This is a genomic window from Desulfofundulus thermobenzoicus (genome assembly GCF_009428905.1).
Taxonomy (GTDB): domain Bacteria; phylum Bacillota; class Desulfotomaculia; order Desulfotomaculales; family Desulfovirgulaceae; genus Desulfofundulus_A; species Desulfofundulus_A thermobenzoicus.
This window is the reverse complement of sequence record NZ_WHYR01000018.1, coordinates 1-24,554: the sequence shown is the minus strand read 5'-3', so window position 1 is coordinate 24,554 and position 24,554 is coordinate 1. Positions and strand designations below refer to the sequence as shown.

The 24,554-nt window shown below is 58.0% G+C and carries 22 protein-coding genes and 1 CRISPR repeat array; of the genes, 18 read left to right on the top strand and 4 right to left on the bottom strand.

The features are described from left to right. The first annotated feature begins 9 nt into the window (after positions 1 to 9). The 16 genes from rpoN (at position 10) to cas2 (ending at position 20,398) form a co-directional block, all read left to right on the top strand. Positions 10 to 1,431 carry an RNA polymerase factor sigma-54 gene (rpoN, locus tag GFC01_RS08190; RefSeq protein ID WP_152946149.1) on the top strand — a complete coding sequence of 474 codons (1,422 nt, stop codon included), beginning with the start codon at positions 10 to 12 and terminating at the stop codon, positions 1,429 to 1,431. 252 nt (positions 1,432 to 1,683) lie between these two features. Beyond that, a complete protein-coding gene (gap, locus tag GFC01_RS08185; protein WP_152946148.1) occupies positions 1,684 to 2,715 on the top strand; it encodes a type I glyceraldehyde-3-phosphate dehydrogenase in 1,032 nt (343 codons plus the stop codon). Positions 2,716 to 2,839: 124 nt separating this feature from the next. Continuing rightward, complete coding sequence (locus tag GFC01_RS08180; protein ID WP_194174870.1) at positions 2,840 to 4,030, top strand: phosphoglycerate kinase; 1,191 nt, start codon at positions 2,840 to 2,842, stop codon at positions 4,028 to 4,030. A 144-nt stretch (positions 4,031 to 4,174) separates the two neighbouring features. Next, positions 4,175 to 4,933, top strand: coding sequence for a triose-phosphate isomerase (gene tpiA / locus GFC01_RS08175; RefSeq protein ID WP_152946147.1), 759 nt, complete (start codon positions 4,175 to 4,177; stop codon positions 4,931 to 4,933). Between the two features lie 27 nt (positions 4,934 to 4,960). After that, positions 4,961 to 6,523: a 2,3-bisphosphoglycerate-independent phosphoglycerate mutase gene (gene gpmI / locus GFC01_RS08170; RefSeq protein ID WP_423244376.1), complete on the top strand. Its 1,563-nt coding sequence runs from the start codon at positions 4,961 to 4,963 to the stop codon at positions 6,521 to 6,523. Then, positions 6,520 to 7,800 (top strand): phosphopyruvate hydratase, encoded by a 1,281-nt coding sequence (gene eno, locus GFC01_RS08165; protein WP_152946146.1) that lies wholly within the window; start codon positions 6,520 to 6,522, stop codon positions 7,798 to 7,800. The genes gpmI and eno overlap by 4 nt, the downstream gene beginning before the upstream one ends. Positions 7,801 to 7,947: 147 nt before the next feature. Further along, positions 7,948 to 8,175 carry a preprotein translocase subunit SecG gene (gene secG, locus GFC01_RS08160; RefSeq protein WP_152946145.1) on the top strand — a complete coding sequence of 76 codons (228 nt, stop codon included), beginning with the start codon at positions 7,948 to 7,950 and terminating at the stop codon, positions 8,173 to 8,175. 53 nt (positions 8,176 to 8,228) lie between these two features. Continuing rightward, positions 8,229 to 10,259 (top strand): sodium-translocating pyrophosphatase, encoded by a 2,031-nt coding sequence (locus GFC01_RS08155; protein WP_152946178.1) that lies wholly within the window; start codon positions 8,229 to 8,231, stop codon positions 10,257 to 10,259. Between the two features lie 442 nt (positions 10,260 to 10,701). Beyond that, entirely contained in the window at positions 10,702 to 11,100 is a 399-nt protein-coding gene (locus GFC01_RS08150) for a PaaI family thioesterase (protein ID WP_341473840.1), read from the top strand. A gap of 62 nt (positions 11,101 to 11,162) precedes the next feature. Further along, entirely contained in the window at positions 11,163 to 11,948 is a 786-nt protein-coding gene (gene cas6, locus GFC01_RS19980) for a CRISPR system precrRNA processing endoribonuclease RAMP protein Cas6 (protein WP_152946144.1), read from the top strand. Positions 11,949 to 12,202: 254 nt separating this feature from the next. Further along, complete coding sequence (locus GFC01_RS08140; protein ID WP_152946143.1) at positions 12,203 to 13,858, top strand: hypothetical protein; 1,656 nt, start codon at positions 12,203 to 12,205, stop codon at positions 13,856 to 13,858. An 18-nt stretch (positions 13,859 to 13,876) separates the two neighbouring features. Continuing rightward, positions 13,877 to 14,800, top strand: coding sequence for a DevR family CRISPR-associated autoregulator (locus GFC01_RS08135; protein WP_152946142.1), 924 nt, complete (start codon positions 13,877 to 13,879; stop codon positions 14,798 to 14,800). 26 nt (positions 14,801 to 14,826) lie between these two features. Next, a complete protein-coding gene (cas5, locus tag GFC01_RS08130; RefSeq protein ID WP_194174869.1) occupies positions 14,827 to 15,492 on the top strand; it encodes a CRISPR-associated protein Cas5 in 666 nt (221 codons plus the stop codon). Between the two features lie 96 nt (positions 15,493 to 15,588). Then, on the top strand, positions 15,589 to 18,186 hold the full coding sequence (cas3, locus tag GFC01_RS08125; RefSeq protein ID WP_152946140.1) for a CRISPR-associated helicase Cas3': 2,598 nt from the start codon (positions 15,589 to 15,591) through the stop codon (positions 18,184 to 18,186). A gap of 157 nt (positions 18,187 to 18,343) precedes the next feature. Beyond that, complete coding sequence (gene cas4g/cas1g, locus GFC01_RS08120; protein ID WP_341473839.1) at positions 18,344 to 19,987, top strand: CRISPR-associated endonuclease Cas4g/Cas1g; 1,644 nt, start codon at positions 18,344 to 18,346, stop codon at positions 19,985 to 19,987. Between the two features lie 108 nt (positions 19,988 to 20,095). Then, positions 20,096 to 20,398: a CRISPR-associated endonuclease Cas2 gene (gene cas2 / locus GFC01_RS08115; protein ID WP_243137353.1), complete on the top strand. Its 303-nt coding sequence runs from the start codon at positions 20,096 to 20,098 to the stop codon at positions 20,396 to 20,398. 219 nt (positions 20,399 to 20,617) lie between these two features. Beyond that, a CRISPR array of direct repeats spans positions 20,618 to 21,331; the repeat unit is 37 nt; unit sequence GTAACCAAACCGCTAATTCCCCATGGGAATTGAAACA. A gap of 297 nt (positions 21,332 to 21,628) precedes the next feature. Here the strand turns inward: cas2 and GFC01_RS18755 are convergent. Beyond that, positions 21,629 to 21,814, bottom strand: coding sequence for a hypothetical protein (locus tag GFC01_RS18755; protein WP_194174868.1), 186 nt, complete (start codon positions 21,812 to 21,814; stop codon positions 21,629 to 21,631). Positions 21,815 to 22,085: 271 nt separating this feature from the next. Here GFC01_RS18755 and GFC01_RS08105 point away from each other — a divergent pair, with 271 nt between their 5' ends. Beyond that, positions 22,086 to 22,814, top strand: coding sequence for an AAA family ATPase (locus tag GFC01_RS08105; RefSeq protein WP_152946137.1), 729 nt, complete (start codon positions 22,086 to 22,088; stop codon positions 22,812 to 22,814). On the opposite strand, the gene GFC01_RS08100 is transcribed toward GFC01_RS08105, so the two are convergent. From GFC01_RS08100 to GFC01_RS08095, 3 genes are read right to left on the bottom strand one after another with little or no spacing between them, the layout of a single operon-like run. Next, positions 22,756 to 23,697: a Druantia anti-phage system protein DruA gene (locus tag GFC01_RS08100; protein WP_207707593.1), complete on the bottom strand. Its 942-nt coding sequence runs from the start codon at positions 23,695 to 23,697 to the stop codon at positions 22,756 to 22,758. The two genes, GFC01_RS08105 and GFC01_RS08100, sit on opposite strands and share 59 nt — an antisense overlap. Further along, positions 23,637 to 23,927, bottom strand: a complete 291-nt coding sequence (locus tag GFC01_RS19975) for a Druantia anti-phage system protein DruA (protein ID WP_207707592.1) — start codon at positions 23,925 to 23,927, stop codon at positions 23,637 to 23,639. The genes GFC01_RS08100 and GFC01_RS19975 overlap by 61 nt, the downstream gene beginning before the upstream one ends. Before the next feature lie 33 nt (positions 23,928 to 23,960). Beyond that, the gene (locus GFC01_RS08095; RefSeq protein ID WP_152946136.1) at positions 23,961 to 24,218 is read right to left on the bottom strand and encodes a Mu transposase domain-containing protein; all 258 of its coding nucleotides are present in this window, start codon (positions 24,216 to 24,218) and stop codon (positions 23,961 to 23,963) included. Between the two features lie 94 nt (positions 24,219 to 24,312). Between GFC01_RS08095 and GFC01_RS19020 the strand changes: the two genes are divergently transcribed. After that, on the top strand, positions 24,313 to 24,554 hold a 242-nt coding region (locus tag GFC01_RS19020), incomplete at its 3' end, for a hypothetical protein (protein WP_207707591.1).

Here is a 24,554-nt window from a genome sequence, read left to right as displayed (position 1 = left end):
TGAACAACCATGCGCCTGGGTTACGGGCTGAACGTGGAACAACAGCAAAAGCTGATCATGACCCCCGAGTTGCGTCAGGCCATTACCATACTGCAGCTCTCTTCCCTGGAGCTTTCCATGTATATCGAGCAGCAGCTGGAGGAAAACCCCCTGCTGGAACTGAGGGAAGAGGATGCGGAGCGGGACCAGGAGCTGGTGGAATCCCTGGAAGGGCAGAAGGTGGAGGGGGAGCGGGCCGGTGAACAGTACGACCTGGACTGGGAGGAATATTTTCAGGACAGCAGCGACCTGGGCCTGCCCCGGGTGGAAAAGGATCCGGAACCGCCGGCCACCAGCTATGAAAATTTTTTGAGCCAGGCGCCCACACTGATGGAGCACCTGCTTTTTCAGCTGCATTTGAGCAAAGGTGTTCCCGGGAGCGAGATCATCGGGGAATACCTGATTGGCAATATTGATGAACACGGTTACCTGCGGACCACGGTGGAGGAGGTGGCCGCCGCCCTGGAGGTGGATGTCCCGGCCGTGGAGGAAACCCTGAAGCTGATCCAGACCTTTGATCCCCCCGGGGTGGGTGCCCGCACACTGCAGGAATGCCTTTTAATCCAGGTGGAGCAGCTGGGCATTAAAGATCCCCTCCTGGAAAAAATTATCCGGGATCACCTGATGGACCTGGGCCGGGGCCGGTATAACCGGCTGGCCCAGCAGTATAACGTTAGTGTGCAGGAAGTGCAGCGGGTGGCGGATATCATCAAAACCCTGGACCCCAAGCCCGGTCGCAACTTCTCCAGCGCCAACGACGTGCGCTACGTGGTGCCGGATGTGGTGGTGCAAAAAGTGGAGGGGGATTATGTCATTCTGGTCAACGATGTGTCCTTACCCAGGATTACCATCAACTCCACCTACCGCTCCGTGCTCAACCAGCGGGATTCCTGCGACAGCCAGACCCGCCGTTTTGTGGAAAGCAAGCTGAATGCCGCGGCCTGGCTGATCCGCAGCATTGAGCAGAGGCGCCTGACCCTGTACAAGGTGGCCAGTTGCCTGGTGGAACTGCAGCGGGACTTCCTGGACCACGGGGTGAAATATTTAAAGCCCCTGAATTTGAAACAGGTGGCCGAACTGGTGGGCCTGCACGAATCCACGGTGAGCCGGGCCACTTCCAACAAGTACATTCAGACGCCCCAGGGCGTATTTGAGATGAAATTCTTTTTCTCCTCGGGGGTGAATAACGACGCCGGAACCATGACCTCCGCCGAGAGCATCAAAAAGATGCTGGAGGAAATGGTGGCTTCCGAGGACCCAAAGGCACCCCTTAATGACCAGCAGATTGCCGAAATTTTCCGTCAGCGGGGCATACGCATCTCCCGCCGGACGGTGGCCAAATACCGGGACGAACTGGGCATTCCGCCCATCAGGCAGCGCAAGCGCTACTGATCCGGCCGGAAGCCGCCGCCGCCGGACGGGGGCAGGGATATTGCCCGGCGGATTTCCGGTAATGTTGCCTTATATCAAAACGATAATTCCTTGCGGGTAATACCCCGGCAATACCTTCAGCACCGGCTGGTACCGGTGTTTATTTTTTCTAAAAAACCGGGAGGAAACAATTGATTAAATGGCGAATAGAATGTCATAATCAAATAAATTTCGTTTAATAAGGCATACTATTGAAAGGAGAGAGCAGGAATAATGACGGTGAAAATAGGGATTAATGGTTTCGGCCGGATTGGCAGGTTTGTTTTGAGGGCAGCCCTGAAGCATCCGGATGTGCAGGTGGTGGCTGTAAACCATAAATCCCGGCGTGTTCCTGTGTCCGAGAACTATTCCCAGACCCTGGCCTATGCGTTGAAATACGACTCGGTGCACGGCTGCCTGGATGCCGATGTGCAGGCCGGTGAAAGATCCATCCTGGTTGATGGCCGGGAAATCACCGTTCTGGCGGAAGGGGACCCCGCCGCCCTGCCCTGGAGGGAGATGGGGGTGGATGTGGTGGTGGAGTCCACCGGCAGGTTCCGGAACCCGGAAGAGGCGGCCCGGCACCTGAGCGCCGGGGCCAGGAAAGTGATCATCAGCGCCCCGGCCAGGGGGGAAGCCCTGACCGTTGTGATGGGGGTAAATGAAGAGAAATACGACCCCGCCGTGCACCATGTGGTTTCCAACGCTTCCTGCACCACCAACTGCCTGGCCCCCGTGGCCAAAGTGCTGGATGAGCATTTCGGCATAGTCAAGGGGCTGATGACCACCGTCCACTCCTTTACCAACGACCAGCAGATCCTGGATATGCCCCACCGGGATCTGCGCCGGGGCCGGGCCGCCGGCGTGAACATAATTCCCACCTCCACGGGCGCTGCCAAAGCGGTGGGGCTGGTGCTGCCCCAGCTCCAGGGCCGGTTGAACGGCATGGCCATGCGGGTGCCCACGCCCAATGTGAGCGTGGTGGACCTGGTGGCCCAGCTGCGCCGGCCGGTGACTGTGGAGGAGGTAAATGAGGCACTGAAGGATGCGGCGGAAGGCCGGTTGAAGGGTATCCTGGCTTACAGCGACCTGCCCCTGGTCTCCGGCGATTATAACGGCGATCCCCATTCGGCCATTGTGGACGCCACCTCCACCATGGTGGTGGGGGAGGATATGGTCAAGGTGGTGGCCTGGTACGACAACGAGTGGGGTTATTCCAACCGCATCATCGATCTAATTTTATACATGGCCGGAAAAGGATTTTAGCAAAAGATGTCAAAGTAATCTTCTATAGCCTGAAGGATCCCCTTTCCAGCTTTTCACCGGCGGGCCCTTGGGGTCCGCCTTTATTACGAACGGCAAAACCTGTCGGAGGAGGTATGCTTACGGAATGAATCCCAGAACCATCCGGGATATTGAGGTGGATGGAAAACGGGTGCTGGTGCGGGTGGATTTCAACGTACCCCTGGACAGTCAGGGCAACGTGTCCGACGATACCCGCATCCGGGCCGCCTTACCGACCATCCAGTACCTGGTACAGCACGGGGCAAAGGTAATCCTGGCCTCCCACCTGGGGCGCCCCAGGGGCAAGGTGGACGACCGCTACCGTCTGGACCCGGTGGCCCGCCGCCTTGGGGAACTGCTGGGCAAACCGGTGGTGAAGGTCAACGACTGCGTGGGGGAGGAGCCCCGGGCGGCGGTGGCCGCCATGGGGCCCGGTGACGTGGTGCTGCTGGAAAATGTGCGCTTTTATCCCGGGGAAGAAAAAAATGACGAGCATTTTGCCCGTCAGCTGGCGGAACTGGCCGATATTTACGTGAACGACGCCTTCGGCACCGCCCACCGGGCCCACGCCTCCACCGAGGGGGTGGCCCGTTTCCTGCCCGCCGCCGCCGGCTTCCTGATGGAAAAGGAGATCAAAGTCCTGGGGCGGGCGCTGGCCGACCCGGCCCGGCCCTTTGCGGCCATCCTGGGCGGGGCCAAGGTTTCCGATAAAATTGCCGTTATTGAAAACCTGCTGACCCGGGTGGACCGGCTGCTAATTGGTGGCGGAATGGCCAATACCTTCCTGGCGGCCGCCGGCTACCCCATGGGTAAATCCCTGGTGGAAGGGGACAGGCTGGAGCTGGCCCGGGATTTGATGGCCCGGGCGAAGGAGAGGGGCGTGGAACTGCTTCTTCCCGTGGATCTGGTGGTGGCCCCGGCGGCCGAGCCCGATGCCCAACCCCGGGTGGTGCCCGTGGATCAGGTGCCGGCGGAGTGGATGGCCCTGGATATCGGCCCGGCTACGGTGGAGTCCTTCAGCCGGGCGGTGGGGGATGCCCGCACGGTGATCTGGAACGGTCCCATGGGCGTTTTTGAAATGGCCCCCTTCGCCGCCGGCACCTTCGGCCTGGCCCGGGCGCTGGCCGAATGCCTGGGCGAAACCATTGTGGGCGGCGGGGATACGGCTGCGGCGGTGGAAAAGGCCGGGGTGGCGGACAAAATGTCCCACATTTCCACCGGCGGAGGCGCCTCCCTGGAGTTCCTGGAGGGTAAAGTGCTGCCCGGCGTGGCGGCATTATTAAGAGGTGAGAGGTGAGAGGTTGAAAGTGGGATTAAGAAGGCTTTGGCAAAGCCAAAGCCGATAATAAATCTCATATCTCACTTGTCACATCGTCTCCTGTCGCTCCGGGGGATGACACTGCACGCCCGGGTTACTTGACGTTTGGGGGGGAAGAACGGCATGCGCATACCGCTCATGGCGGGCAACTGGAAAATGTACAAGACGGTGGCCGAAGCGGCCGCCTTTGTGCGGGAATTAAAACAGGCCCTGGCGGGGGTGCAGGGGGTGGAGGTGGCCGTCTGCCCGCCTTTCACCGCCCTGCAGACCGTCTCCCGGGAACTGGCCGGCAGCCCCATTGCCCTGGGCGCCCAGAATATGTACTGGGAGGATGAGGGGGCCTTTACCGGCGAGATATCCCCGGTGATGCTCAAGGAAATCGGCTGCCGCTATGTAATCCTGGGGCACTCGGAAAGGCGGCAGTATTTTGGCGAAACCGATGAAAAGGTAAACCGCAAGGTGAAGGCGGCCTTCAAACACGGCCTGGTACCCATTGTCTGTGTGGGGGAACTGCTGGAAGAGCGGGAAGCCGGCCGCACCGCAGAGGTGATCGGCGCCCAGGTCCGGGGTTCCCTGGCCGGCCTTTCCCCGGGGGAGCTGGCCGCCCTGGTGGTGGCCTATGAGCCCGTGTGGGCCATCGGCACCGGCCGCACCGCCTCGCCCCGGGACGCCCAGGAGGTGAACCGTTTCATCCGGGGGCTGCTGCGGGAAATGGGTGGGGAAGATGCCGCCGGCCGGGTGCGCATCCAGTACGGCGGCAGCGTCAAGCCGGACAATGCGGCCGCCTTGATGGCCCAGCCGGACATCGACGGCGCCCTGGTGGGCGGCGCCAGTTTAAAGGTGGATGCCTTCACGGCCATTGTGCAGGCGGCAGCGAAATAACCAACGACTATACATGGAGGTTTATCAGTGGAACTAAAACATATCCCCATGGTCCTGGTGGTCCTGGACGGCTGGGGATTGAACGACGAAAAAAAGGGAAACGCCATAGCCCTGGCGGGCACCCCCAATATGCAGCGCTTCTGGTCCCAATATCCCCACACCACCCTGGGTACTTCCGGGGAGGCGGTGGGCCTGCCCGAAGGCCAGATGGGCAATTCGGAAGTGGGCCACCTGAATATAGGCGCCGGGCGCATCGTTTACCAGGAATTCACCCGCATTACCCGGGCCATCAGGGACGGCAGCTTTTTTACCAACGAAGAACTGGTGGCCGCCGTCAAACACGTGCAGCAAAAGGGCAGTGCCCTGCATCTGATGGGTCTTTTATCCGACGGGGGGGTGCACAGCCACATCACCCACCTTTTTGCCCTGCTGGAGCTGGCCGGAAGGCATAATCTGGAGCGGGTTTACGTACACTGTTTTCTGGACGGCCGGGATGTGCCGCCGGACAACGCCGGCCAGTACATCCGCCAGCTGGAAGACCGCTGCCGGGAACTGGCCGCGGGGCGCATAGCTACGGTAATGGGCCGCTACTACGCCATGGACCGGGACCGCCGCTGGGAGCGCACCGAAAAGGCCTACCGGGCCATGGTGCTGGGGGAGGGGCTGCGGGCGGCATCGGCCATGGAGGCCCTGGAGGAAGCCTACCGGCGGGGGGAAACGGACGAATTTGTGCAGCCCACGGTGGTACTGGACGGCAGCGGGCAGCCGGTGGCCACGGTGAATGACGGCGACGGGGTGATTTTTTACAACTTCCGCCCCGACCGGGCCCGGCAGATCACCAGGGCCTTTGTGGATGAGGACTTTCAGGGATTTAACCGCCCGGAAAACCGCCCCCGGGTGTGGTATACCTGCATGACCCAGTACGACAAAACCATCCGCGCCCCGGTGGCCTTCCAGCCCCAGCACCTGAACAACACCCTGGGAGAAGTCTTAAGCCGCCTGGGCGTCCGGCAGCTGCGCCTGGCGGAAACGGAAAAATACGCCCACGTCACTTTCTTTTTCAACGGAGGGGTGGAAACGCCCTATCCGGGGGAGGACCGCATTTTAATCCCTTCCCCGAAGGTGGCCACCTACGATCAAAAGCCGGAGATGAGCGCCGTCGAGGTCACCGATACCTTTCTGGAACAGCTGTCCTCGGGCAAATACCAGGTGGTCATTATGAATTACGCCAATGCTGATATGGTGGGGCACACCGGCGATATGGCCGCGGCGGAAAAGGCGGTGGCCACGGTGGACCGGTGCCTGGGGCGGCTGGTGGAGGCGGTGCAGGCCCGGAAAGGGACGGTGCTGATTACCGCCGACCACGGCAACGCCGACGAGATGACGGAGCCCGACGGGCACCCCCATACGGCCCATACCACCAACCCGGCGCCCTTTATCCTGATCAACGATGAGTTGAAAAATGTTCAGCTGCGCCCGGGCATTTTGGCCGACATAGCCCCCACCATGCTTGAATTGCTGGGGGTGGACAAACCGGCGGAAATGACCGGGGAGTCTTTAATAGAACATTGGGGAGGTTATAATAAATGAGCACCACCATTGTTGATGTCTTCGCCCGGGAAATACTGGACTCCCGGGGCAACCCCACCGTAGAGGTGGACGTGCAGCTGGAGGACGGCAGCCTGGGGCGGGCGGCGGTGCCTTCCGGGGCCTCCACCGGTGCCCACGAAGCGGTGGAACTGCGGGATGAGGACCCGGACCGCTACCTGGGCAAGGGCGTTTTAAAAGCGGTGGACAACGTCAATGAGAAGATTGCCCCGGAGGTAATTGGTTTTGATGCCACCGATCAGGTGGGGATTGATATGACCCTGATCGATCTGGACGGCACGCCCAACAAAAGCAACCTGGGGGCCAATGCCATTCTGGGGGTTTCCATGGCCGTGGCCCGGGCCGCCGCCCGGTCGGTGGGGCTGGCCCTGTACCAGTACCTGGGCGGGGTGAATGCCCGGCAGCTGCCGGTGCCCATGATGAACATTTTAAACGGCGGCAAACATGCCGACAACAACGTGGATATCCAGGAATTTATGATCATGCCCGTGGGGGCGCCCAATTTTGCCGAGGCCTTACGCATGGGGGCGGAAGTTTTTCACCAGCTCAAGAAGGTGCTCAAGAAAAAGGGACTGAATACGGCGGTGGGAGACGAGGGCGGCTTTGCCCCCAACCTTTCTTCCAATGAGGAAGCCCTGGCGGTCATTGTGGAAGCCATCCAGGGGGCCGGTTACCGCCCCGGCGAGGACGTGGCCCTGGCCATTGACGCGGCGGCCACGGAATTTTTCAAGGACGGCCGGTATATGCTGGAGGGGAAACCCTTTAATGCCGGAGAATTGATCGATTTTTACGCCTCCCTGGTGGACCGCTACCCCATCCTGTCCATTGAGGACGGCCTGGCCGAGGACGACTGGGAAAACTGGCCGGAGCTCACCGCCCGCCTGGGCCGGAAGATACAGATCGTGGGGGACGACCTTTATGTAACCAATACGGAGCGGCTGCAGAAAGGCATCGCCTGCGGGGCCAGCAATTCCATTCTCGTCAAGGTGAACCAGATCGGCACCCTGACGGAAACCCTGGAGGCCATCGAAATGGCCAAACGGGCCGGTTTCACCGCCGTGGTCAGCCACCGCTCCGGGGAAACGGAAGATACCTTCATCGCCGATCTGGTGGTGGCCACCAATGCCGGGTTGATCAAAACCGGTGCCCCCTCCCGCACCGACCGGGTGGCCAAGTACAACCAGCTCCTGCGCATTGAAGAGGAACTGGGGGACACCGCCCTGTTCCGCGGACGGGCGTCCCTGTATTGCCTGCGGTAGGATGAAAAGGGGGCGGGGTGTAATATCCCCCGCCCCGGAACAGTTTAACTTTACATGCTTGTACCCCTTTGCACACTCGTCCATTGTTATTTTTACCCGCATGTGCTATAATTATTGACATACAGGCTGTTGAAGGAGGTGAAATATTTGTTAAAAGGTCTGGTGACCGCCCTGCATGTAATTGTATCCATTGCACTTATCGCTACCGTACTGCTCCAGTCGGGAAGAAGTGCCGGTCTGTCGGGAACCATTGCCGGCGGCGCAGAAGCCATTTTCGGGAAAAAGAAGGGCCTGGATGAATTTTTGGGCAAGGTCACCACTATTGCAGCGGTTGTCTTTGCGGTGACGGCTCTTCTGCTGGGGCTCTGGCATTAGTAAGAAAGTGCCAAATTTAAGGGGATGAGGAGGGTTATTCAAAAGTGCTGGATATGCAGTTGGCGTATATAGGTGCTGCCGCCGGCGCCCTGGGGCTGCTATTTGCCCTGTTTACCATGGCCAGCGTTTTAAAAGAGCCCATGGGCACGGAAAAGATGAAGCAGATCTCCGAGGCCGTGCAGGAAGGGGCCATGGCTTACCTGAACCGGCAGTACAAGACACTGATTCCCTTTGCACTGGTAATTTTCGTACTGCTTTTCTTCATGCATAACGGTACCTCCCTGGCCATTTCCTTCATTGTTGGTGCCATTTGTTCCGCCATTGCCGGTTACATCGGCATGAACAGCACCACCAAATCCAACGCCCGTACTGCCGAGGCCGCCCGCAGTCACGGCCTGGGCAAGGCATTAAACGTTTCTTTCCGGGCCGGTGCCGTGATGGGTCTTTCGGTGGCCGGCCTGGGTCTTTTGGGCGTGTCCGTACTGTATATCATTTTCAAAGATGCGGTCATCATTAACAGCTTTGCTTTCGGCGCCAGCGCCATCGCCTTCTTCGCCCGGGTCGGCGGCGGTATTTATACCAAAGCGGCCGACGTGGGCGCCGACCTGGTGGGTAAGGTGGAAGCCGGCATTCCCGAGGACGACCCCCGCAACCCGGCGGTTATTGCCGACAACGTGGGGGACAACGTGGGCGACACCGCCGGCATGGGTGCCGACCTGTTCGAATCCTACGCCGCCACCACCATTGCGGCCATGATCCTGGGCAACAGCCTGTTCGGCCTCTCCGGTGCCCTCTTCCCATTGCTGGTGGGTGCAGCCGGCATTGTGGCGGCCATCATCGGCACCTTCTTTGTCCGCACCGGTGAGGGCGGCAACCCGCAGGCCGCTTTAAACGTGGGCCTGTGGACCACCAATATTTTAACGGCCATTGCCGTGTTCTTCCTGGGCCGCTCCATTTTCGGCGCCACCGAAGGCACGGGTATCTTCCTGGCGGTGCTGGCCGGGCTGGTGGTTAACGTGGCCGTGGGTATGCTCACCGAGTATTATACGTCCAACCAGAAATCTCCCACCCTGCGTATTGCGGAAGCTTCCAAAACCGGTCCCGCCACCAACGTCATCCACGGCCTGGCCGTGGGCATGGAGAGCGTTTTCATCCCCATGCTGGTGTTTGCGGCGGCCATTTACTTCGCCTTCTGGGCCGCCAGCTGGGTGGATCCGGCCCACGCCATCTACGGCATCGCCATGGCGGCCATGGGTATGCTTTCCACCGCCGGCATGGTGGTGGCCATGGACTCCTTCGGCCCCGTGGCCGACAACGCCGGCGGTATTGCCGAAATGGCCGAACTGCCGCCGGAAGTGCGCCAGAAAACCGACAAACTGGATTCCGTGGGCAACACCACCGCGGCCATTGCCAAGGGTTTTGCCATTGGTTCCGCGGCCCTGACCGCCCTGGCCCTCTTCCAGGCCTTTGCCGATGAAGTGGTGCGCAACCCCCGTTTGCAGCACCTGCTGCAGGGCGGCAAGCTGGTGATCAACCTGAACGAGCCCCTGGTGCTGGTGGGCCTGTTCATCGGAGCGTCCATGCCCTTCCTGGTGGCGGCCATCACCATGCGGGCCGTGGGTGAAGCGGCCTTCGGCATGGTGAACGAAGTGCGCCGCCAGTTCCGGGAAATCCCGGGCCTGCTGGAAGGTACCGGCCGTCCCGACTATGCCCGCTGCGTGAGCATCGCCACCGGTGCCGCCATCAATAAGATGATCCTGCCCGGTCTGCTGGCCGTGGGCGTGCCCCTGGTGGTGGGCTTCGGCCTGGGCGCCCTGGCTCTGGCCGGTTTCCTGGCCGGCCTCACCGCCACCGGTGTTTTGATGGCCCTCTTCCTGGCCAACGCCGGCGGTGCCTGGGACAATGCCAAGAAATGGATTGAAGCAGGCAACCTGGGCGGCAAGAAGAGCGATCCCCACAAGGCCGCCGTTATCGGCGACACCGTGGGCGACCCCTGCAAGGACACTTCCGGTCCGGCCATGAACCCGTTGATCAAGGTGGCCGGTACCATTTCCCTGATTATCGGTTCCATGCTGCTCCACTAAGCTGGAAAAACCCGCAGAAGAGCTTTTTGCCGGGCTTTAAGCCCGGCTTTTTTGTCGCCTGTTGTCAGCCCCGGGCCAGGGGGGGCGGTGGCAGGCCTTGCTAAAATGAGTGATATTTGTTAAAATTAGATACGTGTTTCGGGAAATTTTTCCTTAATGTGGCAGCCTGTCAGTTCTGTTGTTAATGTCTGCGTTTCGCAAATCGTTTTGGACCCGGCATTCACTTATATACCAGACCACCATGCAGCTTAAAAGCGGCACCAACTGAGGATGAAAATAAGCCTGCATCGATTATTTTCGGGGGTAGCTCTTTCTAAAACCGGTGGTATCAATTACAGCCCGCAAATATCCACTGCATTCAACAACCTTTAAAACCGCCGAAAATATTACTCCATTTCCGTGTTTTAATATTGCCGTGTCCTTTTACCAGAGGTGATATTCTGTGGCGTTATTAAACAAAGACGATCACATGTGCTTCGCCTGCAGCCCGCGGAACCCCATCGGCCTGCACCTGCGGTTTTCCATGGACGGTGACACCTGCCGCACCACCTTTACCCCCCGGGAGGAGCACCAGGGCTGGAACGGCTGCATGCACGGGGGGCTGATCTCCACCCTGCTGGACGAGGTGATGGCCCAGTGGCTCTGGCGGCAGGGCATCTCCGCCATGACAGCGGAAATGACCACCCGTTTCAGCCGGCCGGTGCCCATTGGCGTGCCGGTAAACGTGGAGTCCCGGCTGGTGGAACATAAGGGCCGTCTGTGGGCGCTTTCCGCCCGGGTAATCCTGCCCGACGGCAGGGCGGCCGCCCGGGCGACGGCCAAATTTCTGACGGTGGATTAAAAGGCCGCCGGTGAACGACATCCGGTAAATGGCATTTCGCTTCGAAGGAAGTGAACGGTCCAGTGGCTGAAATACAAAAATATCTCTTCACCCTTACCTGCCGGGAAGCGGGCGCCGTCCGGGGCCTGGGGGGCGCCGAATTGCACGGCCTGCTGTTCAGCCTGTTGCAGGACCTGGACCCGGCGGAGGCCACGGTTCTCCACGAGGCGCCGGACAAGCCCTTTGCCCTGGGACCTCTCACCGGCCCCGGCCGGCGGGAAAAGGGTTTTCTGCATTGTGAATCCGGTACACATTATCGTTTTACCCTTTCCTGTCTCGACCCATCCATGACCGGCCTGGCTGACGCACTGGCCGGTTACTGGTCGGGAATGGCCGTACGCCTGGGTACGGCGGAGTTCAGCGGCGAAGCCGTAGAGGAAGTTTACCCCGGCGGACTTACCTACCAGCACCTGCTGGAAAGACCACCCCTGCCCAGGGAAATCACCCTGGCCTTCCGTTCCCCCACCTCCTTCCGCCAGTTGGGCACGCAGATTGTCTTCCCCCTGCCCGAGCGGGTTTTCGGCAGCCTGTTACAGCGCTGGAACAACTTCAGCCCGCTGCAATTGCATCCGGATCTGGACTTCAGCGTCCTGCTGGTCAGCCGCTATGAGCTGCAGACCTCCCTGGTGGCCTTCGACCGCTACAGCATCGTGGGCTTCACCGGCCGCTGCAGTTACCGCCTGCCTCCCCGTTTCCCGGACTTTCTCGCCTTTCAGATCCATGCCCTGGCCCGCTACGCGGCCTTCGCCGGGGTGGGATACAAAGTGACCATGGGCCTGGGACAGACGGAACTGGTGGGTGAGGGGTAAATTAAAGGATGCCGGGTCGGCGACAGGAGCGTTTATTGCCGGATTTTTTCCCGCGGGTGCCGGGTGAGCGGCCAATCTGCCCGATACCTCGTCCGGGAGCTGGTTTGACCACCGGGAATCGGGTACCGGCGATTGGGGGTAGCCGTAATGATTCACCAAAGTTTTTTGCATCCAAAAAATTAAATGACAGGATGTGTTCAGGGGATGGTGGTAAGCTGAAATGGCGGGAGCAAAAAAGGAGGAGGTGATAATGAGTGCGCATCCTGCTAACCCGTACCGGCGATCCCTGGATGGACTGGGGACTGGTGGCCTTTTACCACATGGCACGGCAGCATTACCGCTATATGGCCGCCTGCCGCCTGACGGCGGGATGGTTGGACGTGGAGTTGAAACCACAGATTAAGACGGAGGAATATGGAGAAATTATTTTCCATTACCTGCGGGAGAGGTTAAACGACCTGATCTTGCCGGCAGTGGAAATGAAAGTTCTGGGTATGGATTACCGCCGCCCCGGTTCCGGCGGCTTTAACGACCCGGCGTATACCATTTCTTTGACGGGGCAGGAGAAGCAGCGTTTAAAAGAAGCCCGTCTGAATGCCGGAGCCCAGGTCTCGGTAAGCCTGCGCCGGAATTACGTGGGACTGAAAAACGACTGGCTGAAGCTGAAGGACGAACTAAAGACAGCAGTCTCTAACTTCCTGGCCCAGCAGGGTCAGGCCGCTTCCAGCGGGGATCAGTGCCAGCTTTGCGGGCGCAACGCCCCGGCAAAGGCCTACAGCGACATGCGTCAGAATAAAAACCCGTTTTACAACCAGCACCATAACAACCGGGTGCGGGGATATCTGAGCACCGTAACCACCGGCACCATGTGCCCCACCTGCAATATGTTAAACATTTTTGCCGCCACCCACCACAACATCCCTTATTTTGTTGAAGGGCAGAAAATGACCCACCTGCTACTGCCGGTGGTGGACGACCTGGCGGTATTGTACAAGATCTTTGTGAACACCAGTACCCGGCTGCTGGACCTGCTGGACCCGCAGTTGACCACCTACCGCACCAACATCCGGGACCTGCGCCAGCCATCCCTCTACCAGGCCCTGATCGGCGTGTATTTTTCCATAGCGCACCGTTACGAGCCGGCGGAGGAAGAATACCGGGAGGATCCCGCCCTGGCGCCCGGGGAAAGGCCGGCACTGCACCGGTGGGTGGTCCTTCGTTTCAGCAAAGGGCAGAATGTGAGTTTTGCCCACTTTAACCTGCTGGAAGTACACCACCGGCTGTTCGACCTGGTGCGGGGCCTGGACTACGGTTCGGCCGGCGACCGGCGGGGGAACCTGTATACCACCTTTTTTGGTGCCATCACTGCCGGTGATCACCGCCTGGCCGACGAGGTGGCCCGGGGAATAATCTTCAGGGATTGGAGCCGGGTAGGCCGGGGTCTCTTTGCCCTGTTGAAGGAAAGCCGGGCACCGGGTGGCCGGGTAAGGTGGAACGGGCGGGCCTGGCCCTTTTTCGAAGCCTTTGTTGATTACGCCGCAGGGGAGGTGGATCATTTGCTGGAACCCGAATTGATGGAGGATTTGAAAGTGGTGGGGCGGACCATCGGGATTAACTTCCGGGAGGACATCGCCCTGCTGACCCGCTTAAACAATGCGCCCGACGCCGGTGTACTGCGGGGTGTGTTGAGCGAAGCCTTTTTCAAAATGTATAAACGCAAAGCGGGGAGCAAGAAGGAAGGCGGTGCCGACCTGCTGGTGCCGGGGGAAGCGCGGGTGGAAAATATCCTGAACAATGTGACAGCAGATAACATTGAAGCAGTGCGGGATATCCTGTTGATTTACGCCTGCCTTTCGGCCCTGCGCACTCAGCCGGCAGAAAAGGCGGAAAATGCAAGCAAGGCAGAATAACTGGAGGTGCCATACAGTATGGATATCTGGAAATGCATCAGCCTGGTCTGGCTGGCCAGGGCCGATCTGAGCAATTTAAACTCCGGGGAAGGCAGCGGCAACCTGACCGAGCTAAAAACCTATGATCACGGTCGCAAACCATACATTTCCGGGCAGGCCACCCGCACGGCCATTTTTGAGACCATGGCCCGCAGCCACCCGGATAAATTCCAGTGTACAGCCGAACTGCCCTGTACCGATGTGGCCGGATGCTGGGGCTGCGACCTGCGGGGGTTTCTGGCCACCGAGGAGGACGTGGGTGGCCAGCGCCGCTGGTCGCCTTTAAAAGTATCCCCCGGTCTGGGGCAAATTCCCGGGGAAATAGTTACCGATCTGCTCACCAGGAGCAGTGTGGTGGAAAAGGAAGGACGCGGCAGCAAAGACATGCGCATTGCCCACGTGCAGATGATGAACAACATCTACCGTTTTGGCCTGGTTATTGATGTGGCCAATGTGGGCCTGGTACGGGTGCCGCGCCTGGAAGGGAAAGGCAAAGAGCAGCGTTTTGCCGGCTGGGATATTGCGGTAAACATTTCGGACGCCGAGCGGGCGCAAAGGGTGCGGGCCGTGCTGGACGCCGTGTTTAACCTGAGCGGCTTTGCCAAACAGGCCCGGGCGGCGGTTTCCCTGTCCCCGGATATTATTCTCATAGCCTTCCAGCCCACCTATAACCAGAGGGGCTTGAAGGCGCTGGAAATGAACGACCGGGGAGAAGTAAAGCTGGATCTGCTGCGTTATGCCCTGCAGGAGCACCGGGCGTTGGGCCATGAAATATTATTCGGTTATACCCCGGAAGTGGTGGCCAACGGCCAGGAGGTAACGGCGCTGGTGGAAGAGGAAGGGGTGCCTGTGCAGCCGGTGCATCAGGTCTTTGCCCGTGCGCGGGAAAAGATGAGCGGGTAATTGACGGGGAAAAAGGGGGTCTGGCAGTGGAAGCAATCCTGGCGGCTACCCTGGAAGTACCCTTCTGGTGTTCCTTCCGGGTGCCCTATACCATTAACGTGCACTTTACCTATCCCGTGCCCCCCATAACCACCCTTTACGGTCTGGTGGCCTGCGCGTTCGGTTATCCGGCGGATCATCTGGCTCCCCTGGAGGGGTTGCTCTTTGGCATCGGCATACAGGAGGAAGGCCGGCTGGTGGAAACATATAGTAAAATCATCAAATGGGACCGCCGGGATCTGCGCAATCAGATGCGTACCCTGGTGATGAAACAGAAGCTCCACCAACCCGTTTACCGCATGTATATCTGCGGTCCGGCGGGAATGATGATGCGTCTGGCCGGTGCGCTGGAGAGCCCCCATTTTCCTCTGTACCTGGGTGAATCCGACGACCTGGTGGAGGTACGGGATGTGGCCCTGTACCCAGTGTGTCCGGTGGAAGCCAGCATACTGCACAGCTGTGTGCCGGTGGACGCAGGCAACCTGCGGAGCGGGCGGGCTATGGTGGTGCACCTGCCGGTGGCATTTACCGCCGGCCGCCGGAAAGGTTGGACGGGGGTGCAGTACCGGGATTATTACGTAGCACCCACGGTGGAACTGGATCGGGAGGTGGCAGCTTTCGCCGTGGAGGGGAAGAATGTGGTGCTGGTTTGAGGCAGGCATATCCGGTGCTTTGTCGCTGGCTTACCCGGCACTAAACCCGGCCTGGAAACTGATGACCGGTGATGCCTATCAGGGGAGGATTTTAAATTGAGCGTCAATTTACCGGAGGCGGAAAGAAATGGTGGTAGAGCTATGGTAGATGCGATTGAAACTTTGCTCCGGGCCAAGCCCCGGCAGACCCTGGCCGGACACCTGGCTGATTCCCTGGCCGTATTCCGGCGCCTGTGGGAATTGGACGGGGCGGTTTTGCAAAGGCGGGTGGTGGAACTGGGCTTTGACCCGGACCTTTTTGCCTGCCTGGCTCCCCTGGCTGTATATACCCACGATCTGGGCAAGGCCCTGGATCGCTGGCAACAATATCTGGACACGGGCCGGGGGCAAATTTCGCACGCCGTTTTTTCAGCCTTAATGCTGCGGGATATCCTGGCCGGGAATGAAGGAGGCGGGACAGGACGATTGCCTAAAGTAGACCCGCTACTTAACGACGAAGCGACGGCAATGTTGCTGGCCGTGCTGGCCCACCATCAGATGCTCCACGACGGGGCCTTCCAGGGGGAGCAGATGCAGGCGGCCGGCACAAAGCCTTACCCCGCAGGGATGGTGAACAGTCTTCTGGGAAAATTCCCGGCTGCATTGGGCCCCCTTCACGGGCAGTCCATGAATACTTCGCGTTGTAACCGGCCATCTGCCGGCAGCGGTACATCGACCGCATTTCCCCTTTCCCTGCGTCCTCTGCAGGCATCTCAATATACCGGCAGCCAGGCGGCCGCCCTGGTGGAGCAGTTGCGCCGCCGGGTGGCCGGCCTGCCGCCGGAGCGCCTTCTGCCCTTCAAAGCCCTTTATACCCTGCTCCTGGCCCTGGTGCGCCTCTGTGACAACGAAGCCAGCCGGCATTACCACCGGTGGATTAAGGGAGCCGGCCGGGCGGAGGTTATTGCCGGGCCGCTGGTGGGTGTGGATGCCAGGTACCGTTTCCTCCATAATGCAGCGGAGTCTTTCGCCGGTTTCCGGCAGTCGCCCGCCGGACGATCGCCCAACCCTTTGCAGCAAAGATTATCCCGGGGAGGTAGACCTTATGTCATTTTGCAGGCCGGCTGCGGTACGGGCAAAACGGCGGCCGCCCTGCATTTCGCGGATTCCCTGGTGCGGGAGGGTAAAATCAACCGGGTGATCTTTACCCTGCCCACTCAGTTTACCACCAGTTCCATGTACTGGGATTTCAGCGAAAAATACGGCCTGGCCCGGCAAGACACGGGTATATACCACAGTGAGGTGGAGGCCGTGCTCAGGGCGGTGGAGCAGGAACAGGAAGATGAGGGGTGGCTGGCGGAAGAAAAGTTTGCCAATGCTTTTTTTAACAAGCCGGTCAACGTCTGCACCGTGGATCATTTGCTTTATTCATTATTGCATTGTTACCGCTATGCCGACCGGGCCTTCGGCCACATAATGACCGCAGCGGTTATCTTCGACGAAATTCACTATTACGACTCTTTCACCCTGCGCAAAATCGGCCAGTGTCTGGAAATCCTGCGCGGTTTAAAGGTGCCCCATCTGATTATGTCCGCCACCATTCCCCGGGCCATGGTGGACTACCTGGTGCAGGAAGGCCGGCTGGACGGGGTGGACTACCTTTTCATCCGGCAGGAAGAAAATCCGGGGGATAAAGAAGATGAACCCTATGTGATTAAAAAAGCCGCCGGTAGTATGACCGGCCCCGGCAACCGGGTATCGGTGGAGTTGCTGGATTTGCTTGAACAACATCTAAACCTGCGGCAGATGGTGGTGGTCAACCAGGTGGAACGGGCCAAAGCCGTGGCCCGGACCATCCGGGAACGCCTGCCGTGGGTGAACGTGATTTGCTATCACTCGGAATTTACCCGGCAGCACCGCAGCGCCAAGGAAAAAATAATCCGGGCCCTGTTCAAGCCGGTGCATGACCGCAGCGTGGAGGAAAAAAAGCTGATCCATGACTGGGGGCTGGCTGATACCGGTGAGGTAATCCTGGTCAGCACCCAGGTGTGTGAGCTCAGCCTCGACATAAGCGCCGATTTAATGTATTCGGAAATAGCGCCGCTGGATGCCCTGGTGCAGCGCGGCGGCCGCCTGCACCGCCGGGGGAAGAGGCCGGAGCGCCGTGCCTGCCGGTGTGCCGCCTGTGCCGGAGAGCGCCTGCCGGACGATCACGTTTATACCCTGCACCTCTTCCCCCTGGACTGGCGGGACACCGGGGTACAAATGCCCTACAGCGGACCGGGGATGGACAGGGACATTTTAAAGCGCAGCTGGGAGCTGATCGGCGACATTTATTCCTTTACCCGGGCGGCCGGTTGGGTAGATCGTCTTTATCCCCGGGTGCCCTTGTTGCGGGATGATGAAATGCTGGGCATGATCCGGGAAGACGCCGTTTTCGGCCGCCGGCCCCGGGAGCGGTACGGCAATGAAGAGGATGAGCAGAGCAGCGGTTCATTCCGTGTCCGCCATTCCAGTCATCTGACCATGACTGTGGTGCCGGCGGGAATGCTTCCGGCAGTGGTAGCCGACCCGGTTGCCCTGTTGCAGAAGCACGGGGTGCGGGTTGGCAGGAATAAAGTGCTTCACCGGCGTGACGCATGGGAAGTGTGGGATGACCAGGGCATCAATGTGTTGCATTTGCCCTATGACCGGGAAACGGGGTTTGTCTTTTGAAGCGGTTAGGTCCTTTCAAGCACTTTTTTATGAATATATGCTCCAGGGGGATTTGTCCCTGTCGGGTTAACCTTCCTTAAACTGGCAATAATATTGATAAAACGGATACGACGGGAATGAGATGCTTTGTGCCGGGAAAATTCAGGGGGTTTTATCTGTGGAGGAAAACAGTGGTCCTGGGCGGGAATCTCCGGTTCAATATCTACCCATATCCGCTGTGGCGGAGATTTTGTACTGCCCGCGCAATTTTTACTACCGCCTGGTAGAGGGGGCTGAAGATAGTAACGCCCACCTGCTGGAAGGCCACCTGCAGGAAGAACGCCGCAATGAGCGGGAACGACTGGTGAGGGAAAAGGCATTGCAACTCCGTTCGGTAATGGTCTCATCGGAGCGCTTGCAGTTGCTGGGCGTAGTTGATGTGCTGGAAGAGCGGGGAGAACCCTACCCGGTGGAATATAAAAAAGGAATGCGCCGGGAAAACCTCAACGATGATGTGCAGCTTTGCGCCCAGGCCATGGCTCTCGAAGAGCACCTGGGCCGGGACCTGATCCGGGGCTATATATACTATGCCGGGTCCCATGCCCGGCGGGAAGTGTACTTTACAGAGGAATTGCGGGCCCTGGTGGAAAGCACCGTCCGCCGTGCACGGGCCATTCTGGAGTCCGGCGCCATTCCACCGCCCCTGGCCGATAACCGCTGTCGGGGCTGCGCCCTGCAGTCCCGTTGTCTGCCGGAAGAAATAAAATACCTGAAAGGTGAAAGCCCGGGCCCTGTCCGTCCGGTGCCCGGGCTGAATCCGGGCCGGGTGCTTTACGTGGATCAGCAGGGCGCCTGCATCCGCCGTAAAGGGCAGCGACTGCTGGTGACCATGGAAAAGGAAACCCTGGCCGACATTCCCCTGTGCAACGTGGATCAGGTGGTGCTGGTGGGCGGGGTGAATATTTCCACGCCGGTAATCAAATTGTTGCTGGAAAGCGGTACCCCCGTATCCTTCCTTTCCACCGGCGGTGCCTTCCGGGGCGTCCTGGAGCCATCCCTGAACCGCAACTGTATCCTGCGCCTGGCCCAGTACGGCGCCTATTTCGATCCGGTTAACCGATTAAATCTGGCCAGGGAATTTGTCCGGGGGAAGCTGGCTAATATGCGTACCATGCTCCTGCGTTACAACCGGGAATTGCATGACACCGAAATAGATGCGGCTGTGCGGCGCATGGCGCGGTATATTACCGCAGCGGCCGGAGCCGGTGAACCTTCCTTGTTGCTGGGCCTGGAAGGGATGGGTTCCCGGGAATATTTCCGCGTTTTTGGCCGGCTCATCCGTCGGGAAATGCCTTTTATGTTTGAAGGCCGTAACCGCCGGCCGCCCCGGGATCCGGTGAATGCCATGCTGGGATACTGTTATTCCATGCTCATGAAAGACCTGCGCAGCGCCGTGGCGCTGGTGGGCTTCGACCCCTACCTGGGCTTTTTCCACGAGGCCAAGTACGGCCGGCCCGCCCTGGCCCTGGATTTGATGGAAGAATTCCGTCCCATCGTGGCCGATTCGGTGGTGCTTACGGCCATCAACAAGGGTATGATATCGGAAACGGATTTCGAATACCGCCTGGGCGGATGCTTCTTAAATGACACGGGGCGGAAAAAAATCTACCGAGCTTACGAGGAAAGACGCCAGCAGCAAATCACCCACCCCCTGTTCGGATACCGCCTGCCCTACAGGCGCGTATTTGAGCTGCAGGCCCGTTTTCTGGGCAAGGTGCTACAGAAGGAACTGGACCGGTATATTCCGTTTACCGTGAGGTAGCAAAACTCGTTTAGCCATTTAGAAACGCCATCACGGTTTTGGACCGGCGGCCTGGCATGCCCTGTTGCCCTGGTCGTTGGTAAAAGAAATTCATGACAGGAAGGAAAAATGGTTATAATGGAGAACTATGTAATTGCCTACGATATCCGGGACGACCGGCGACGGCTAAAAATATATAAAACCCTCAAGGATTATGCCATACCCGTCCAATATAGTGTTTTCGAATGCAGCCTGCGCCGGGAGGATTATCTTATATTGCGTTTTAAGCTGGAGAAACTGATACGTAAAGAAGAAGACAGCATCGTTTTTTACCGGCAGTGCCCCCGCTGTTCCGGCCGGGTGGAGCGCCTGGGCACTTCTCGGGATCCCTTCGGCGATGGTATTTTTATAATTTCCAGCGGCGAGGATTAACGTTGTACAAATAAGCCCGGGGAAGCTCGCGGGAGAGGGAACCCGGGGGAGGAAAGGAAAAAGGCTGTTAAATGGGGCATAGGGAGTATAATCCATCTGTCAGGTGAACGTTCTAATGTTTTTTTGCCCGTTGTTGATGAAGCATTTACCACAACGGAGCGGGGTTCTCGAAAACGGTTCCTGAAGCGCCCATGTATTAAGGCCTCCCGATTGGCGCGGGTAACCAAACCGCTAATTCCCCATGGGAATTGAAACAACCACTGTTCTAGAGACATTTTTGGATTAGGCATGTTCGTAACCAAACCGCTAATTCCCCATGGGAATTGAAACATGTCATGCCCTGATTTTCGCGGGCCAACCGTATCCGCGGGTAACCAAACCGCTAATTCCCCATGGGAATTGAAACTTTAAGTCTCCTGCGAGGCTTGTATTCCAAAACGTATCGGTAACCAAACCGCTAATTCCCCATGGGAATTGAAACAGGAAGCCATCAGGGACGCAAAGGCCGGCCTGTTTAACGTAACCAAACCGCTAATTCCCCATGGGAATTGAAACAATACACATGGCTGAAGGCGGAGAGTTTCACCAAGGGAATGTAACCAAACCGCTAATTCCCCATGGGAATTGAAACATTCTCTGACTGTCGTCTTTATGTTTCTTGGACAACTTGTAACCAAACCGCTAATTCCCCATGGGAATTGAAACTAATCATACACCCTCCTAAACCTGCCCGTGCAGGCCGCGTAACCAAACCGCTAATTCCCCATGGGAATTGAAACAGATATTCCTTCTGCTTCAACCAATCCACCCACTGTTCCAAGTAACCAAACCGCTAATTCCCCATGGGAATTGAAACAAATACTTTTTAAACAGGTGCGTACTCTTTCCAAAGACACGTAACCAAACCGCTAATTCCCCATGGGAATTGAAACCGGCAGACGGCCGCCGTGGCAACCATCAACCTTATGTCGTCACCAAACCGCTAATTCCCCAACCCACAGGCCCTGACCCTGAGGCTGGAAATGGTAATTACTGAGGAAATGCGCCGGGCGGGAAAGCTGGACGGGTCAATGGACCGGACCAGCAGGGAAGAATTTTCTAAATCTTTATCAGGCCAGTATAAAAATAATTACAATAATAATTCACCCTTGGGCAGGCTTTACAGCCGGTTGTTTAATTTCTGGAATACCGCCCAAAACGGCGGCCGGGCGGCCGCCCGGCCACTTCGGGCTAACCGCAAAGTATTGTGTTCCGGTGCTTTAGCCGGTAACTGTCGCCGGTCATGTTAAATAATTCCAGTTCTTTGTATTCATTCCCGATGTTTGTGTGGGACGCACGTACCAGGCCAACCCGCCGGGCCAGTTCGGACTGGGTCAGACCCACCTGGAACCTGGCCTTGAGCAAAGAAGCACGCATCCGCCACCTCCTGGTTTATGCGCCATTGCTCCCATCACGTACCATTATGAAAGACCAATGTTCAACCGCCTTATCCCCCGTTTTTTAACCCGGGGATAAGGCGGTCACTTGTCTTTCCGGATAATCAGTTATAGAATGGAAAGCGGAATGCCAGGTACACCTTAATGGGTTACGAATCTCCGGGTCCGGCGGTGGTAACGGATGGTGCAGCCGGGACCAAAGTCATTACGGGCAGATATTCAAAGCCCGACTGCCTGGGGGGGGTGCATTAATGTTCCTGCGGGCTATTCAGTTTACCGGAAAGCGGGGTGCGGCCGGGAAAGGTTATCCTTTCAACATCCCGGCCTTCCGGAATGTAGAAACTATTTCCATTACCCGTCCGGTTACATTTTTCATCGGCGAAAACGGCACCGGTAAATCCACCCTTCTGGAGGCAGTGGCTGCCCTCTGCGGTTTTCACGCCGGCGGTGGTAGCCGGAGCCATTCGTTTTCTTATCAGGCCACCGAATCGGAGCTAAAAGAACACATCCGCCTGTCCTGGCGGCCGAAAGTTACTGATGGTTTCTTCCTGCGGGCAGAGACGTTTTACCATTTTGCCTCCTATATAGATGAACTGGCAAAAGAGGAGCCACTTATCCTAAAATATTACGGTGGCCGCTCCCTACATGAGCAGTCCCACGGCGAGGCCTTCTTTGCCCTCTTCCAGCACCGGTTTGACCGCCGTGGAATCTACCTCCTCGACGAGCCCGAGGCGGCCCTGTCTCCGGCCCGCCAAATAGCCTTCCTGCGGCTCCTATGGCAGATGGAGCAAACCGGTAACGCCCAGTTCCTCATTGCCACCCACTCGCCCATCCTGCTGGCCTACCCCGGGGCAACGATTTACAACCTGGATTATTCCCCGCTGCAATCTGTGGAATATGAGGACACCGAACACTACCGTCTTACCCGCGACTTTTTGAACAACCGGGCAAGTTTCTTCCGCCACCTGTTTGAAGGGTAAAAAGTGAGGTGCCGTGTATTTCAAGAACAGCTGGCTCCGGTCGGCAGTAAACGTGCCAGGGCAGACGCATCCATCCGGCTTTGCCGGTGGCCGGGTCGGTCATTTTCATGTACATTTTTCCGCCCACCAGGTACTGCTCCATTTTCAGCTCCGGCAACTGCGCGCCCTTTGCGGCGGGACCTCTGGCAGCCTCAAACCGCCACCGGGCAGCCTGGTGCATGGTTGCCGGGAAAACCACTTCCATGCTCATTACTCCTGAGCCGCTCAAAATGGGTACCTGATCGGCCATCCCGGTGCGGGGCCGCATTACCATATCCATGTGGGTTTTGAAAGCACAGATGGCTATGGCTAAAATGGATATCTGGGCATGCCTTATACCACGCCGTTTCCGGGGGTCTTTAACCAAAGCCAGGTAATCCAGTAATCCGCCTTTAGTTTCAAGAGCAACCTTATTCAAATCAACCATCGCCCGTTCCCCTCCTGTTAATTCTGGAGGCAGAAACGGTGCAGATAAAATTGCGGAGGCTTTTTTCACCAGGGGTTTAATAAAAACAGTTTTCGTCTGACCGTGATAATAATAGACGCCGTTTTTGCGACCGTAACCGCTGGTCCGACCCACGGGGATCCAGCCGGCGGCCCGGTAACAGGTGCCCGCAAAACGGCTGTGATCCACAAATGTTTCCACCATGAGGAGCGGGTGACCATAAACGGCTTCCCAGTCGGCGGACAACCTCCGGCAATTCAATGCCAGAACCCTGGAGGTCAGGTTTTTAACGGACACACCCGGCAGAATGAGGAAACGCTGGTTATTGGCCATATACTTCAGCCGCTGATTCTTTTGCTCCTGGGACCAACCGATCCATTTATCCCGTTGGCCGCACATTTTAAGGCCGCTGCTCCCCAGCCAATCAGCGCCACCCACTGGTCGTTGAGCAAGGCCACGTATTTGAGGTTCTGACCGGTCAGGCTATGAAACCCAAGATAGTGGTGGTTGGCCATTAGAATGTTCCAGGTTTTCTCTTCTCCGGGGTGAATGGGGCGTACGACCAGCTCCTTAAGGTTGCCGCCCTGGCTATTAGTGGTGTTGTCAGGCTTTGCTCCGTTTCTGTTCATACAATTAATTTTATATTAATACGAGGGAAAAGGTCAGACATCTTCTGGTAATTGGGCGGGCTCTGGATTATTTTTTACTTTGACGTGATCCTGCCCTTTCTCCAGGCTGATTTTATGCCTGGCAACAACTGAACCGGTTTGCGGATGGCGAATAGTCAGTATGCCTGCTGCTGCTGCTTCTTCTACTACCAATTCCAACCCGGGTTCGTAGGTGCCAATGGGCACGGAGTAGCGGTTACCCTTGTACAATATGGTGTTGTCTTTTCGCACCACCCTGCCCTGAAAATACATTTTCGTTCCTCTGTTGGTGCCGCCGCAGGCGACGTGGGGGTCTTGTTAGAATGTCTTTAGGGATTGTTCTTGTACAGGGTATCGGGCGCAGGTATTGCCTTTCTACGAGGAATACTTCTGCTGGTACCTTTTTTGTTGTTCCATGGATCTCCCTGTTGGCTGTCCGTTCCAGCCAATCTTCGCAACTTTTGTTCCAGGTATTGATGTCAGTAAATGGCCGGTTGGCTGCAAAATTGCCCTTCATGTACTTGACCAGGGCTTCAATCCGGCCTTTGCTTTCCGGGTCGCCGGCCCGGCAGAGCCAGACTTTGAAACCCATGGCCTGTTTGAAGCGCT